The following is a 13,718-nucleotide window of genomic DNA, read 5'->3' on the forward strand; positions in this document are numbered from 1 at the left end:
ACGTAAGGGGTTGGGGTCGTTGAATTTTTCTACTGCTCAGCCGAGGCCAAGACAATCCATCATTTTGGATTGTAGATCTTGCTGGTTGAACGGCTTGGTGAGGTATCCGGTGGCTCCGGTTTTGAGCGCTTCGATGATGGAATCACGACTACCCTCGGTCGTAATCATGAGCACGGGAATATCGATCCAGCGAGGGTCCGCACGGAGTGCTTTTAGGAATTCCAATCCGCTCATAACTGGCATGTTCCAGTCTAGGCAGATTAAATTAAAGCCCGCCGGATCTTCTTGGAGCTTTACGAATGCTTGTTCGCCATTGGCGGCTTCGACGCATTCGGCGCCAAGCAGCGCGGCGGCTGAGCCGACTATGCGGCGCATCACCAACGAATCATCAACGATGAGTAGTTTCATGACAGAGTAAAAGTTAGGGTTTACGGCGGTAGAATACCGACTCTCCGATCACTTCGGTGGCGAACAAGTCCTGGTGACTGAGCAGTGATTCCGAGCCGCCGAGCAGCAGGCGGCCGCCTGGATTGAGCGCGGCGGCAAGGCGCTGAAAAAGCCGGTTCTTAAAATCGGCTTCAAAATAAATGGCGACGTTGCGGCAAAAAAGGAGGTCGAATTGACCGAAGGGGTTGAGGTCATCTTGGAGATTGTGGCGCTTGAAGGTGACGCGCTTGCGGATGGGTTCGGCGATCGTCCAGATCGGGCCGTTGGCCGTGAAATACCGCTGGCGCCAGACCTCGCCCATTCCGCGCACGATCTCGATCTGATTGTATCGGCCGTTGGTGGCGAGCATCAGGGTGCCGGCCGACACATCGGTGCCGATAATTTCAAATTGCTCGGGGCGTACTCCGGGTAATTTGCCTTCCAAGCAGAGCGTATCGATGAGCATGGCGAGCGAGTAGGGCTCTTGGCCCGTCGAGCACGCCGCACACAGGATGCGCACACGCGCCCGGGTACCGCCACGCAGCAGCTCGGCGAGTGCGGGCAGGATTTGATTGCGCATTGAGGCCCAGGGCCGCTCGTCGCGAAACCAATACGTTTCGTGCGTCGTCATCGCATCGATGATGCGGTCACGCAGGCGGTTGGTCGGGTCAGTCTTCGCTAGGCGAATGAAGTCGGGGATGTCGACTGCGCCCGATTGGGCGATGATCGAGCCCAGCCGCGCCTCGAATAAGTAGCCCTTTTCTTCGCCGAGGTGGATGCAGCAGGCCTCCGCCACGAAGCGGCTGAGCTGCGCGAGGTCACCGGGTTTTTGTTCGAGTACGGGCATGGGTTATTGGCGGCTGCGGGCCAGTTCAGTTAACCGAGGAGCGATGGCGGGCAGGGCGAGAATTTCGTCTTCCAGTTGGCGGCGCACCACCGCCTGCGGCATGCCGTAGATGACCGACGTTGCCTCGTCCTGGGCGATCGACCAGGTGGGCAAGGCCGCTTTGAGCGTGGCCACGCCAGCGGCGCCGTCTTCACCCATGCCGGTGAGAATCAGGCTGAGCGCCCCGCGCAGAGCGCAGCGCGAGGCCGAGTTGAACAACACGTCCACCGCCGGCCGACAGGAGTTAACCGGCGCAGCGTCAGTGAGGCGCGTGATAAGACTGCCCTCGGCATCGCGGATAATTTCCAGGTGGCGTCCGCCGGGTGCGATGAGGATGCGTCCCGCGACGACACGTTCGCCGTCGACCGCTTCGGAGACGCGCAGGTTGCACACCTTGTCGAGCTGTTCGGCCAACGTGCGGGTGAACAGCGGCGGCATGTGTTGCACGATGACCACGGGAAGGCGGAAATCCGCCGGCAGGCCTGGCAGCAAATCCTGGAGGGTGCGCGGTCCGCCGGTGGACACACCGATGAGCAAAATATCGAGGGTAGCCGGTGGCAGTACGCGGCGGCGGGTTGGCTGGGCCGGGGTGGCAGGCGCGGGCGCAGTCGCAACACGATTGCCGAAGAGTCCGCTGGCCGTTGCTGCAGCGCCAAGGGCTGTGGGCGCGGGTGCGGTGCGGGGCGCGGCGGGAGCGGTATTAATTCGCCGCAGGTTGACCATGTTCACCACATGCTGCAGCTGGCCGCGCAGGCGCGTCATGCCTTCCGCAAACGAGGTGGTTTGGGGCTTCGGGATGAAATCGAGGGCGCCGTTAGCCAGCGTGTTGATGGTGATGGAGGCATCGGCACCGGTCGCCCCGCTGATCATTACGACGGCGACTTTGGGGAAGTCGCGGCGGATGATCGCGAGCACCTCGGGGCCGTTCATCTCGGGCATAAAGACATCGAGCAGCACCAGGTCGATGGGTTCGGCGGCGAGTCGGGCGAGCGCGAGCGGGCCCGAAGACACCGCCCCGGCCACTTCTACCCCAGCGAGTGGGGTGGCAGCGTCGGTGAGGAGCTTCCGGTAGAGCGCAGTGTCGTCGACGATGAGCAGTCGCATGATTGAAAAAAGCGGAGCGTTAAACGGTTAACGTGTGGACGTTGCCGGCAGGCAGAAGGTCATTTCCAAGGTGCGGCCGTCGTCGGAGTGGCGCAGCGCGTGGGTGAGCGAGCGCATGACTTGAATGCCGAGTGAAATGTGTTCGGGGTCGACCGGGGGGCGCGGGGCATTGGGGTCGAAGCCCCTCCCGTCGTCGGTGATGCGGGCGTGCAAGAAAGCGGCCGTGCTGTTCACCAACAGCTCAACACGCGTGGTTTTGGCGGCGTCGTTGTTACAGCCGTGATCGAGGGCGTTGAGGGTGGCTTCGCGGATGCACAGCAGCACGTCGTGGCGGGTGTCTTCGCCGAGTTGCGGCAGGGTGATGGTTAACGTGCGCGCCCATAAGTCCTGAATAGCGTCGATGCGCGGGGCCGAGTCGCCCGGGCACGTCTCGTTGAAAATCGGCATCCAGATCTCGCCCAGCGGGGTCGCTTCATTGGGCGGATTCCAGTCGAGGCGGCACACCACGATGTCGTCGTCGGCTCCCTTGAGCAGCGTGTTGGCCAGCGTGTTAGCGGGGGATTGCAGGATACGGTAGGCCAGTGCGATCGGCGGCACTTGCAGGCGTTCGGCGTGGGCTTCGAGGCCGTCGCTGAACAAAACGAGTAACCCGGCTACATCGAGAGTAGCAGTGAGTTTCTGCGGCTCGATCTCTGGAAACCAGCCCAGCGGCGCTCCTCCCGGGGCGAGTTGCTCGATGTTACCGCGGCGGTCCGACAGGATCACCGCAGGGCCTCCGCAATTGAGCACCGATACGCGCCGCCCGCCAAAGTCCACTTCAAGGAAGGTCGCGCTGAGCGAGGTGGATACGGCGAACGGGTCGGTGTCGTTCCACTGGTTGAGCAGAAAGCGGTTAAAGGATTCGGCGATCCCTTGGCAAGTGGCCGCCTGGTTGGCCATGCCCTCGATGATGCCTTGGAAATAGGCGGACAGAAACCCCTCCTTGAGCCCGTGGCCGGAGACGTCACCGAGCACCAGCAGGATGCGGTCGTAATCGAGTGCCGTGGTTTTCACCAAGTCGCCGCCCGCCTCGTTGAGCGGGTAAAACCGGGTGACGAGGTTGATTTTAGCCGAGGTGCAGACAGCGGCATCCAGCGCGGTGCGGGTCAGGCGCTGGTTGATGTCGGCGATGTCGAGCAACCGGTGGGTGGCGGCCAGTTGCTGCGTGCGGTTGCGGTGAATTTCGCGCGCCTGGCGGAGCGCACGCAGGATGGCGCGCAGATCGAAGGGCTTGTCCAAAAACTCCACCGCGCCACCGCGCAGCGAGGCCGAAACCAGCTCACGCTCCTGGTTGGCGGTCATGATAACGGTCGCCGTGGTCGGGGCGTTCACGTTGATCCACTCCAGCAGCTCCAGTCCGCCCATTCTCGGCATCTGCACATCGGTGAAAATGGCCTCAAAGGGAGTCGCGCCGCGTTCTTTGATCCGCTCAATTGCGTCGAGCCCATCGCAGGCGGAGACCACGCGGATGTCGGCCGATTGGAACATGAACACCAGCATGTCGCGCGACATAGGATCATCGTCGACGACAAGGATGTCAGGGGTGGTGGAAGGGGCGGTGTGGCTCATTTAGCGAAAAAAGGGGGTCGGAGGAGGCTTGGACTGATCGACTCGTTCTCGTTCTCTTAATCGTTCTCTTTCGTCAGGAGGATTGGGGCTCGATGATCGTGACGGGAGGGGGCGGAATCGGCAGGGAGAAATATTAAGATAAAGAGTAACGAGAAAGAGGCGGCGGGGGGCGGAGTTTTCGGAGAACGTTCAACATCCAACATTCAACATTGAACGTTCAACATTCGGAGCGGGGGGCTGGAGATCTGTTGGACGTTGAACAGCAGCCGGGAGGCATTGGTCATTGGGCATTGGTCATTGGGCATTGGGCCTTGGTCATTTCGAAATCCTTCCATCGCTCAGCTCGGCAGTACGCCGCGCAGCTCTTGCGCGGCTTTTTCGATGTCGGCAGCGCTGCCGGAAGCGGAGGCGAGATCCTGTGCTTTGGCGGCGGCTTCCATGGCGTGGCAAGCTGCGCGCAGAGGTTCAGCACCGAGGTTAGCCGCAGCGCCTTTGAGCGCATGGGCGGCGCGCGAGATCGCGGTCAGATCCTGCGCTGCAACCGCAGTGCGGATCGCCTGAAGCTGGTTTTCAAGGTTCGCCCCAAACGACTTCAAAATGTGGTTAACAATCATCATGTCGCCCATCAGCCGGTTGCTCAGCTCTGCCATGTTGATCGGGGCAATCGCTGCCGTGGTGTTAACAACAACAGCAGTTGCTGCCACAACTGGCGCAGGTGCGACCGTCGGCGTGGCGGTGGCAACAACTACAGGTACGTGGACTAGGGCGGGGTCGTTCATGGTGGGCACAGGTGTCGTTGACACAGGTGTTATCGGCACAATTTTCAGCCAGCGGCGTAAAGTTTCGAAAAGAATGCGTGGATCGATCGGTTTTGTGAGATAATCGCTCAGCCCAGCGGCGATTCCAAGCTCGCGATCGCCCGCCAAGGCGTGCGCAGTCATGCCGATGATGGGCAGATTGGGCCGACTCAGGCTCGTGCCCGGAGCGCGGATCGTGCGCGTTGCGGTGAGGCCGTCCATCACCGGCATCTGAATGTCCATGAGTACCAAATCGTAGTCGCTGGCCCGCAGCGCATCGAGGGCCAACTGGCCGTTGTCGGCGATGTCAGGCTTGACGCCGAATTTATTAAGGATGCCCGCAGCGACGAGTTGATTGGTCGGGTTATCCTCCACGAGCAGGATGCGCGTGTGCGCCGGCAAAGTCATGTTCGCAGGGCTACTGGCCGTCCAAGTCGCAGTCTCGGTGGTGTCCTTAAAATCAGGGCTGGCCGCTTGCAGCGGGATAGCGAACCAGAAGGTCGAGCCCTGGCCAGGGGTGCTTTCGACGCCAATCTTACCGCCCATGAGGACAACCAGTTCTTTGCTGATCGCCAACCCCAGGCCGGTGCCGCCGAATACCCGCGTGGATGTGCCGTCCACCTGCGAGAACTTTTTAAACAAGCGTCCAATCTGGTCGGCCGAAATTCCCGGGCCGGTGTCGCGCACCGCGAAGTGCAGTAGCGTGTCCGCGTTGCCGTCCAGGGTGCCCGCCGGCCGCAGTGAAACATTCAGGCGCACCTCGCCGGCGCTGGTGAACTTGAGGGCGTTGCCCGTGAGGTTGAGTAGAATCTGCCGCAGCCGGTTGGCGTCGGCGCGAATGTGCCGGGGCAGGTCGCTGGCGGGCTGGCAGACAAAGCCCACGCCCTTGGTTTGGGCCTGGATGCGCAGCGGCGCGGTGAACTCGCCAAGGAAGCGCTCCAAGGTGAAATCGATCGGGGTGAACTCGAAACGCCCCGCCTCGATTTTGGACAAATCGAGGATGTCGTTAATCAGGCTCAGCAGCGTCTGGCCGCTCGATTGGATGGTTTTGACGTAGTGGCGTTGGTCGGCGTCGAGGCTCGATTCACTCAGCAGGTGCGTCATGCCGATCACGCCGTTCATGGGCGTGCGGATCTCGTGGCTCATGTTGGCCAAGAAGTCGCTCTTGGCCCGGTTGGCGGCCTCGGCGTTCATCATCTGCATCTGCGCTTCGCTGACGGCGTCGGAAAGGCGCAAATTGGTGCTCTGCAACTGGGACTCCGACTCCTTGGCCGGGGTGATGTCGATGTGGCATCCGACCATGCGCGCTGGGCTGCCATCGGCTAACCACTCGACCACGCCGCCCGAGACGATCACCCAAACCAAGCTGCCGTTTTTGTGCATGTAGCGCGCTTCAACGTAGAAGGGCTTGGCGCCACGGCTGGTAACGTGGCGTTCGATGGCGGCGTAGGTGCCGGGCAGATCCACCGGATAAATGAGCTCCTGCCAGGTGTCGTCGCGCGGCGCCAATTCACTGGGTAGGTAGCCGAGCATGCGCGCAAACGCAGGGCTGTAAAAACCCGTGTGGTTAACCAAGTCCCAGTCCCAGTAGCCCGAGATGTCAGACTCGATGATGAACTCCAAGCTGCGGCGCTGGGCCTCGCGCAGTTCTTCGGCCTTGATGCGCTCGGTGATGTCGGTGGCGGCCGCATAGATGCGCTCACCCTGCGGCGAGGCGCGCCACTCGATCGTCCGGTATTCCCCCTTCTGCGTGCGGTAGCGGTTAATAAAGCCGTCCACCGTATGCCCCTCGGCGAGCACTTCCATGGCGGCCTGAGTCGCTTCGCGGTCGTCGGGGTGGACAAAGTCCAGCAAGTGGTGGCTGAGCAGCTCTTGGGCGCTGTAGCCGAGCGCAAGGGACCATGCGGCGTTGGCGCGCAGGAAACGGCCTTGGCCGTTGGTGATGCACAGCAAGTCCACGGCAAGCTGGAAAAAACCTTCAAACTCCTGGGTGCGCTCCTGCAGTGAGCGCTCGGCAAGCATGCGGTCATGGATGTCGGTGAAGGTGGTGTGCGTGCGCACCGGGACTGGATTGCCCGGAGCCAACTCGGGGATGCTATCCACGAGAATCCATCGTCTCGACGCTAACACCGGATTGAAGACCGACACCACGACGTTACGCACGGGCTTGCCGGTGCGCTGGGCCACACTGACGGGCTGTTGATCTAGGGGCAACGGGTGTCCTGCGGCATCCGTCATCTGCAAACGGGAGTCGGTGGAGGTGCGGCCCCGGAGTTGCGCCAAACTGAGCCCGAGTATTTTTTCGGCCGCAGTATTGGCACTTTCGATCCCGCCGCTGGCATGCTGGGTAACCACACCTTGCGCCATCGTTTCGAATAACGTGCGGAAGCGCCCTTCGGTTTCGGCCAGCGCAGCGGTGCGGCTTTCTACTAAACCTTCCAGTCGCTGAGCTGCGACTTCCATGACCATACGGGTTTCGGCCGCAGTGGTCTCACGTTCGTCGGTGAGCTGACGGAGATTATCCGTGCAGATGTCGATGGAGGCGGCCAATTCGCCGATTTCGTCGCTGCGGCTCAGGCCGATGTGGTGGTTGAGTTGGCCGCCGGCGAGTTGTTGAATGGCACGCACGCAGCGGTGGATCGGTTGGGTGATCGAGCGGGTGAGCAAAGTCGTCAGCAGGCCGCCGACGAGGCTGGTGAGGAGCAACCCGCTCCAGAGTTGGCTAAGGGTACGGCTGAGCTTCTCGCTAGTTTCGGCGGAGGCGGCGTCCATGGATTTGGCGGCGGAGGCGGCCATTTCTTGGGCGGCGGAAAGAATGGTGGCTGACAAGACGAGGCTTTTTTCAACTGACGCCGCGTGTTCATTAAAGTTGCGCTGAAACGAAGCGAGGGCTTGGGCGTAGGCGTGGGTGGCAGCGGCAAGGGTATCGAGGCGTTTGAGATCGGTGGGCAGGCGCAGGGCGGGCCGGATCTTGCCGATGTCGTCGTGAATGGCCTGTATCAACGGGGCGACGGATTGGAACTGCGAAGTCGAGCGTTGGGCGATGGCTTTGCGCGTGAGGATGCGGATATCCTGACCGTTGGAAAGAATGCGGGCGCTGGCGGCCGAGCGTCCAATGCTCTCGGTGATGCGGTCATTGTCCAAATCGGCGGCGACTTCGCTCTCTAGGCGTTGTTGGAGGTTATCGGCGATGTCTTTGCTGACGCTGATAAACTCATGGGCGCTCGCGTTGAGTACACCTTCATCGGCAGCGAGTGCGGCGGTGGCTTTGACGAGCGCGGTGGTGAGCTGGTGGTACTGGGCTACGGCCTGCTCGGCACGGCTGATGTTTTTTTGGAGTTCGGTAAGTTGGTATTTTTCGGCGAGGCGCTGGGCGATATCGAGTGCGATGTAAGTTTCCTGAAGGTTGGTGAAGGCGGCTTGGAGGTAACCCTCATCGTAGGTCAACGTGTACCCGCGCATGGCAAACTGAGTGTGTTGCCAGTTGCGTTCGACGGCATTGGCGGCGGTGACCGCCGGGATGGAGTGTTTCCGGATGTCGTCGCTCTGCTGACTTGCCGAGTGCATCTGCAGGGCCGCGTAGGAGCCCAGCCCCAGCGCGATCGACAGAATCGAGCCGGCCCCGAGGGCGAGTTTTTTACCGAGCGTAAGTTGCATGAAGCGGAAATGAGCTGGGAGCTGGGAGCTAGGAGCTGGGAGCTGGGAGCTGGGAGCTGGGAGCTAGGAGCTAGGAGCTGGGAGCTGGGTGTGGGTTGGTTTGATGAATTTGATGGCTCTAAGCTCCTAGCTCTAAGCTCATAGCTCATAGCTCCTAGCTCTAAGCTCATAGCTCATAGCTCATAGCTCCTAGCTCTAAGCTCATAGCTCATAGCTCCTAGCTCTAAGCTCATAGCTCATAGCTCCTAGCTCTAAGCTCCTAGCTCTAAGCTCCTAGCTCTAAGCTCTAAGCTCCTAGCTCTAAGCTCATAGCTCCTAGCTCTAAGCTCATAGCTCCCAGCTCGCTCACCGTTTCCAGTCGTCTAGGTCGTAAAGCGCTAGCAGTTGGGTCAGCGCGCCCGATTCGCGCATTTTACGCACGGTGGCCGTTAACTGCTCGGCGCGGGCGGTGGAGACCGGCTTTTTGGCGGTAAACGCGACGTGGAGCGGCGAACCCTCTTTGGCGAGCGCACCGGCTGAATGGATTTCGCCGGTCGGAACGCGCAGTTGTTTCAGCGTCCACAGCATGACGCTGGCGTCTTCGACCGCCGCATCAACCGCCCCGTTACGCAGGTTGCCTATAGTGGATTCGAGCGGGGCGTCGCCGGTACCAAATTGCACGGCGGGCGCAGTGCCCTGTTTGAGGTAGGTGTCGAGCGGACCGTCATTGTCGTAGGCATACCCGGAAGCGGCGGCTAGGCGGATCGATTTGAGCGATTCGATGCCCTTGAAGCGCCACGCGGTGCCCTTCTTAACGTAGAAAATATTCCGCATGGCACCGATGGTGAGTTCGGGCAAAATTGCTCCAGGAGAATCGCTCGGGCCGGCACCGAGGATGGCGTCGATTTTGCCCTCGGCGAGTTCGGCGCAGGCCTGCGCCCAGGGGCAAGTCTTGTAGTTAATGGTGTCGTTGGGGAAAGCGGCGCGGAGCAGTTCGACGACGTAGCCGGGGCGTTCAGCGGCAGGATCGCCGTTGTAAGGCATCCAGTTGTCGGCGCGCACTTCGATGATGTCGGCGCGTAGCGGACTGGAAAGCCCAAGGAGGAGGGCCGGGAGGAGGAGGAGGCGGGTAGGGAGGTTCATGGGAAAGGGGGTATCAGGCGTGGGGCTACTTAGTAATCGGCACAGGTTGGGGTTAACTGGAGTGAGATCGGTTATTTAGCCCAATCGTTCATTCCGTAGCGTTCGAGTAACCGGGCGAGTTCGCCCGATTCGCGCATTTTTTTCACGGTGGCCGTCAGCTGTTCGGCGCGGGTAACGGACGCTTCCTTTTGGCCCGTAAACGCAACATGGAGCGGATAACCCTCCTTGGTCAGTGAACCTGCGGAGTGAATTTCTCCAGGTGTGGCCTGTTTCTGGATGAGGTTCCAGTGCATGACATTGGGGTTCTCGACGATCACCTCCACGTCGCCTTTACGGAGTTGAGCGATGTTGTCATCGAGCGGGTTGTCCCCGGTTCCGAAGCGCACTGCAGGCGCTTTGGCTCGTTTGAGGTAACTGTCGAGTGGTCCGCCGAGGTCGTAAACATAACCGGCGATCGCGGCTAGGCGGATCGATTTAAGCGAGTTGATCCCCGTGTAGCGCCAAGGATCGCCTTTTTTAATATAGAAACAGTTCCGGTAGTCACCGATGGGTAATTCGGGGATGACGGCGCCCGGGGCATCGCTAGTGGTTGCGCCGATGATGGCATCGATCTTGCCCTCGGTGAGATCGGTGCAGGCCTGGGCCCACGAGCAAACGGAATAGTTGAGGGTATCGTTGGGGAAAGCGGCGCGGAGCAGTTCGACCACGTAGCCGGGTTGCGCGGCGGCCGGATCGCCGTTGTAGGGCATCCAGCTATCGGCGCGAACCTCGATGGTTTCGGCGCATAGCGGACTGGAAAGCCCGAGCATCAGGGCGGGGAGGATGAGGAAGCGGGAGGGAAGATGCATGGAAAAGGGGCTAGGAACTGACGGAGTCGGATGGGAGAACGATTAAGATAAAGAGGAACGAGAAAGATTAGGGGGGAGGGAGGGGACCACCTCCGTGTGGTCTGTTCCGATGCTGAAAAAGTAGCGCAGACTTCCCAGTCTGCCTCGGCTGCTTGCCGGAGCTGAGACGAAGCAGACTGGAAGTCTGCGCTACTTTCTGAATCGGACGACACCGAGGTCGCCCGCTCCCAGCTCATTGGGGTTAGATCTTAAACTTGGCGACGAGTTGGTTAAGGGTGGACGACAGCGCGTTGAGCTCGCCGACGCTGGCGCTAATTCTGGCCGCGCCCTTGGCTCCGTCGGCTGCGGCGGTGGACACCCCGGCGATATTACGGGCTACTTCGCTCGACCCGTCGGCGGTCTGTCGCACGTTTTGCGAAAGGGTAGTGGTAGCACTGGATACCCCATGGATTGTACCGACGATTTCCGAGGTGGTGGCGGACTGCTCTTCGACGGCCGCCGCGATCGAGGAGGAGATTTGAGAAACCTGTTCGATGATCTTCCCGACCTCCTCGAGCGATTTGATCGACGCGCCGGTGTTGCTCTGGATGAGCCCCACCTGTTTGCGGATATCCTCAGTGGCGGCAGCCGACTGGCGGGCCAATTCTTTGACCTCGTTGGCCACCACCGCGAAACCGCGTCCAGCCTCGCCGGCACTGGCCGCCTCGATGGTCGCGTTGAGCGCCAGCAAGTTGGTCTGTTCGGCGATGCGGTTAATTAACTCCACCACCTTGCCGATCTGGCGGGCCGAGTCGTCGAGTTTACCCATCAGTTCGCGGGTTTGGCGCGCCTGGGCATCGGCCTTGCGGGCGATCTCGGATTCATTGGCACAGTTGCGTGCAACTTCCTGAATGGAGGAGGACATCTCCTCCATGGCCGCAGCCACTGTGGTGGTGGAATCGGTGATCTGTGAGGCCGACTGCGACATGGCTTTGGAGTTACTTGATAACTGTTCGCCGGCGGCGGCCACCGTGCTGGCTTGAACCGTGGTTTCTTCAGCGGCGGCGGCCTGGGTGTGGGCGGTGTCGGCGAGGACCGAGGCGGAGCGGTTCAGGGCCTGGGCATTGGTCGCAAGTTCGCCAACGATGGCGCGCAGTTGGCTGCTGGTGGTGTTGAGTGCCGCGCCGAGTTCGCCGATCTCATCGTCACCCAAGTTGTTCATCGTGCGGGTGAGGTCACCTTGGGCGATGGCTTGGGTCGCCTCCACGGCCTTACGCAACGGTTGGGTCACCTGCCGGCGCACCACCCAGATGGCCATACCGCAGAGCAGCAAACTGGCGGGCACCAAAATGTAGAGGGATGTCTGGATGGTTTGCACCGTGGTGGTATCGGCTCGGGCGATCGGCTGGGTCAGAATGAAGGCACCGTGGACTTCGCCCGACTTCCAGTTTTCCATTTTGAAACCGAGCATGTCTTTGCCGTCCCCAGTCGGGCTGGTGGCGGGGTCGCCGTGACAGCTCAGGCAGTCTTTGGACAGCGTGATGGGCGCGGCGTAGACGAGCAGACCGCGGGCCTTGTCCTCCGCAAAGTATTCATGGACTCCGGGCTGGCTGACCGCTTTGAGAATCGGTGCCTCGTCAACGGTGGGGGCATGTTCTTGGTTGCGGGGGTTGTCTCGCACCGTGCGAAAACCAATTCCGAGATCTTTGGCCACTGCCTCAGCACTTTGCCAAGCCGCGACAATTGGTACGGAGCGGTAAATCGTGGTGTCGCGGTAACGGTCGAGCCCCACTTTTTTTAACTCCGCCTGAAGTGAGGCCATGTCAAAGGCGCCTTCCTTATGCAGCCGGGCCATGGCCTCCCGGGTGTTTTCCGCATTTTGAACGATGCTGTGCATCGCATGTTTGGTTTCGTTCACGCTGTTGCGGTGGCCGATGACCCAGGCGGTCGCCAGGGCGATGGTGGTGGTAGTTACAATTGTCGCGGCAGTGAGCAGCGGGAGCTTGAGGCTGAGTTTCATGATACGTGAGGGCGTTGGGGTGGTTAAAAAAAGGGGGGGATGAGCTAGGAGCTGGGAGCTGGGAGCTGGGAGCTGGGAGCTAGGAGCTGGGAGCTGGGAGCTGGGAGCTAGGAGCTAGGAGCTAGTGCTTACTTGCAATAATAAGTGATATTGTATCCGCTTTGTAGATGGGACGAAAAGCCGTGCGAATCACTTGTAGCGAGGGGGATCAGCAATCCCTAGAAAAACGGGCAACCAGCCGGATTGAGTCGAGGCAGCGAGTTGAGCGCGCCCGGATGATCCTTGGGTGCGTGAGTGGCGAGCAGGTGCAAGAGGTGGCGCGCCGCTGCAACACCAGGCCGAACACCGTAATAAAGTGGAGGGATCGCTTTGTGCTGCTTGGCATGAAGGGGCTGGATGATGCGGCACGGCCGGGCGCGAAGCGCACCTACGGTGAGGACTTTCGAGATCGGGTGCTGGCTTTATTGGAAGGGCCACCCCCTCCGGGGCAGGCGCGCTGGGATGGTCCAGCGGTGGCCCGTGTGCTCGGCGGCTCGGTGCACGCGGTCTGGCGAGTGCTGCGCAAGGAGGGCATTTGCCTGCAGCGCCAGCGCTCGTGGTGCGTGAGCACTGACAAGCAGTTCGCAGCCAAGGCAGCCGATATCGTCGGGCTCTACCTGAGCCCACCGGAAAAGGCATTGGTGATAAGTGTGGATGAAAAGCCTGGCATCCAAGCCCTAGAGCGCGCCACCGGTTACGTGGAGACCGACAATGGTAAAATCGTCCAGGGACTCAAAAGCACCTACAAGCGCCACGGTACACTCAACTTGTTCGCTGCCCTTGATGTGGCCACGGGCTTGATCAAGACGCAGAAAACCACCCTTAAGCGCCGGGAGGAGTTCCTGCTGTTCATGGACCAAGTGGTGGCGGATCACCCGCCCGAGAGAGAACTCCACGTGATTTTGGATAATTATTGCACCCACAAAAAGTGCGACGCTTGGCTCGCTCGGCACCCCAATGTCCACTTCCACTTTACCCCAACCTCGGCGAGTTGGCTCAATCAAGTTGAAATCTGGTTCGGCATACTAACAAGGAAGGCGCTACGGGGCGCGAACTTCAGAAGCGTCGCCGAACTTAGTCAGGCCATTGACGCTTTCGTCGCCGCCTACCTGCCCAATGCCAAGCCGTTCAAGTGGCGCAAGCGCGAGGTCAAGGGAAGCCAACTCAGAAATACTATCATTAATCTACGCAATTAAGCACTAGGAGCTAAGAGCTAGGAGCCAAGGAGATAG

General features: G+C 60.7%; 9 protein-coding genes. 1 reads left to right on the forward strand and 8 read right to left on the reverse strand.

Annotated elements, in window-relative coordinates; genetic code table 11:
* Window positions 1–36 precede the first annotated feature (36 nt).
* The 8 genes from H2170_01460 to H2170_01495 all read right to left on the reverse strand — a co-directional run bounded on the left by H2170_01460 (window position 37) and on the right by H2170_01495 (window position 12,447).
* Window positions 37–408 (reverse strand): response regulator, encoded by a 372-nt coding sequence (locus H2170_01460; GenBank protein ID MCS6298758.1) that lies wholly within the window; start codon window positions 406–408, stop codon window positions 37–39.
* A gap of 13 nt (window positions 409–421) precedes the next feature.
* A complete protein-coding gene (locus tag H2170_01465) occupies window positions 422–1,273 on the reverse strand; it encodes a protein-glutamate O-methyltransferase CheR (GenBank protein MCS6298759.1) in 852 nt (283 codons plus the stop codon).
* A gap of 3 nt (window positions 1,274–1,276) precedes the next feature.
* Entirely contained in the window at window positions 1,277–2,416 is a 1,140-nt protein-coding gene (gene cheB, locus H2170_01470) for a chemotaxis-specific protein-glutamate methyltransferase CheB (protein MCS6298760.1), read from the reverse strand.
* Between the two features lie 27 nt (window positions 2,417–2,443).
* Window positions 2,444–4,024, reverse strand: coding sequence for a fused response regulator/phosphatase (locus tag H2170_01475; protein MCS6298761.1), 1,581 nt, complete (start codon window positions 4,022–4,024; stop codon window positions 2,444–2,446).
* Between the two features lie 338 nt (window positions 4,025–4,362).
* Window positions 4,363–8,478: a PAS domain S-box protein gene (locus H2170_01480; protein MCS6298762.1), complete on the reverse strand. Its 4,116-nt coding sequence runs from the start codon at window positions 8,476–8,478 to the stop codon at window positions 4,363–4,365.
* 345 nt (window positions 8,479–8,823) lie between these two features.
* Window positions 8,824–9,600: an ABC transporter substrate-binding protein gene (locus H2170_01485; GenBank protein ID MCS6298763.1), complete on the reverse strand. Its 777-nt coding sequence runs from the start codon at window positions 9,598–9,600 to the stop codon at window positions 8,824–8,826.
* 71 nt (window positions 9,601–9,671) lie between these two features.
* Complete coding sequence (locus H2170_01490; GenBank protein ID MCS6298764.1) at window positions 9,672–10,448, reverse strand: ABC transporter substrate-binding protein; 777 nt, start codon at window positions 10,446–10,448, stop codon at window positions 9,672–9,674.
* 241 nt (window positions 10,449–10,689) lie between these two features.
* The gene (locus H2170_01495; GenBank protein MCS6298765.1) at window positions 10,690–12,447 is read right to left on the reverse strand and encodes a methyl-accepting chemotaxis protein; all 1,758 of its coding nucleotides are present in this window, start codon (window positions 12,445–12,447) and stop codon (window positions 10,690–10,692) included.
* Window positions 12,448–12,614: 167 nt separating this feature from the next.
* Here H2170_01495 and H2170_01500 point away from each other — a divergent pair, with 167 nt between their 5' ends.
* Window positions 12,615–13,682, forward strand: coding sequence for an IS630 family transposase (locus tag H2170_01500; protein ID MCS6298766.1), 1,068 nt, complete (start codon window positions 12,615–12,617; stop codon window positions 13,680–13,682).
* Window positions 13,683–13,718 lie beyond the last annotated feature (36 nt).

Origin of the sequence: Opitutus sp., from assembly GCA_024998815.1 — a bacterium.
In the GTDB taxonomy this organism is placed as follows: domain Bacteria; phylum Verrucomicrobiota; class Verrucomicrobiia; order Opitutales; family Opitutaceae; genus Rariglobus.

Coding starts and splice junctions, on each gene's coding strand:
- H2170_01460 (MCS6298758.1), bottom strand. CDS start 408: ATGAAACTACTCATCGTTGATGATTCGTTGGTGATGCGCCGCATAGTC.
- H2170_01465 (MCS6298759.1), bottom strand. CDS start 1,273: ATGCCCGTACTCGAACAAAAACCCGGTGACCTCGCGCAGCTCAGCCGC.
- cheB (MCS6298760.1), bottom strand. CDS start 2,416: ATGCGACTGCTCATCGTCGACGACACTGCGCTCTACCGGAAGCTCCTC.
- H2170_01475 (MCS6298761.1), bottom strand. CDS start 4,024: ATGAGCCACACCGCCCCTTCCACCACCCCTGACATCCTTGTCGTCGAC.
- H2170_01480 (MCS6298762.1), bottom strand. CDS start 8,478: ATGCAACTTACGCTCGGTAAAAAACTCGCCCTCGGGGCCGGCTCGATT.
- H2170_01485 (MCS6298763.1), bottom strand. CDS start 9,600: ATGAACCTCCCTACCCGCCTCCTCCTCCTCCCGGCCCTCCTCCTTGGG.
- H2170_01490 (MCS6298764.1), bottom strand. CDS start 10,448: ATGCATCTTCCCTCCCGCTTCCTCATCCTCCCCGCCCTGATGCTCGGG.
- H2170_01495 (MCS6298765.1), bottom strand. CDS start 12,447: ATGAAACTCAGCCTCAAGCTCCCGCTGCTCACTGCCGCGACAATTGTA.
- H2170_01500 (MCS6298766.1), top strand. CDS start 12,615: ATGGGACGAAAAGCCGTGCGAATCACTTGTAGCGAGGGGGATCAGCAA.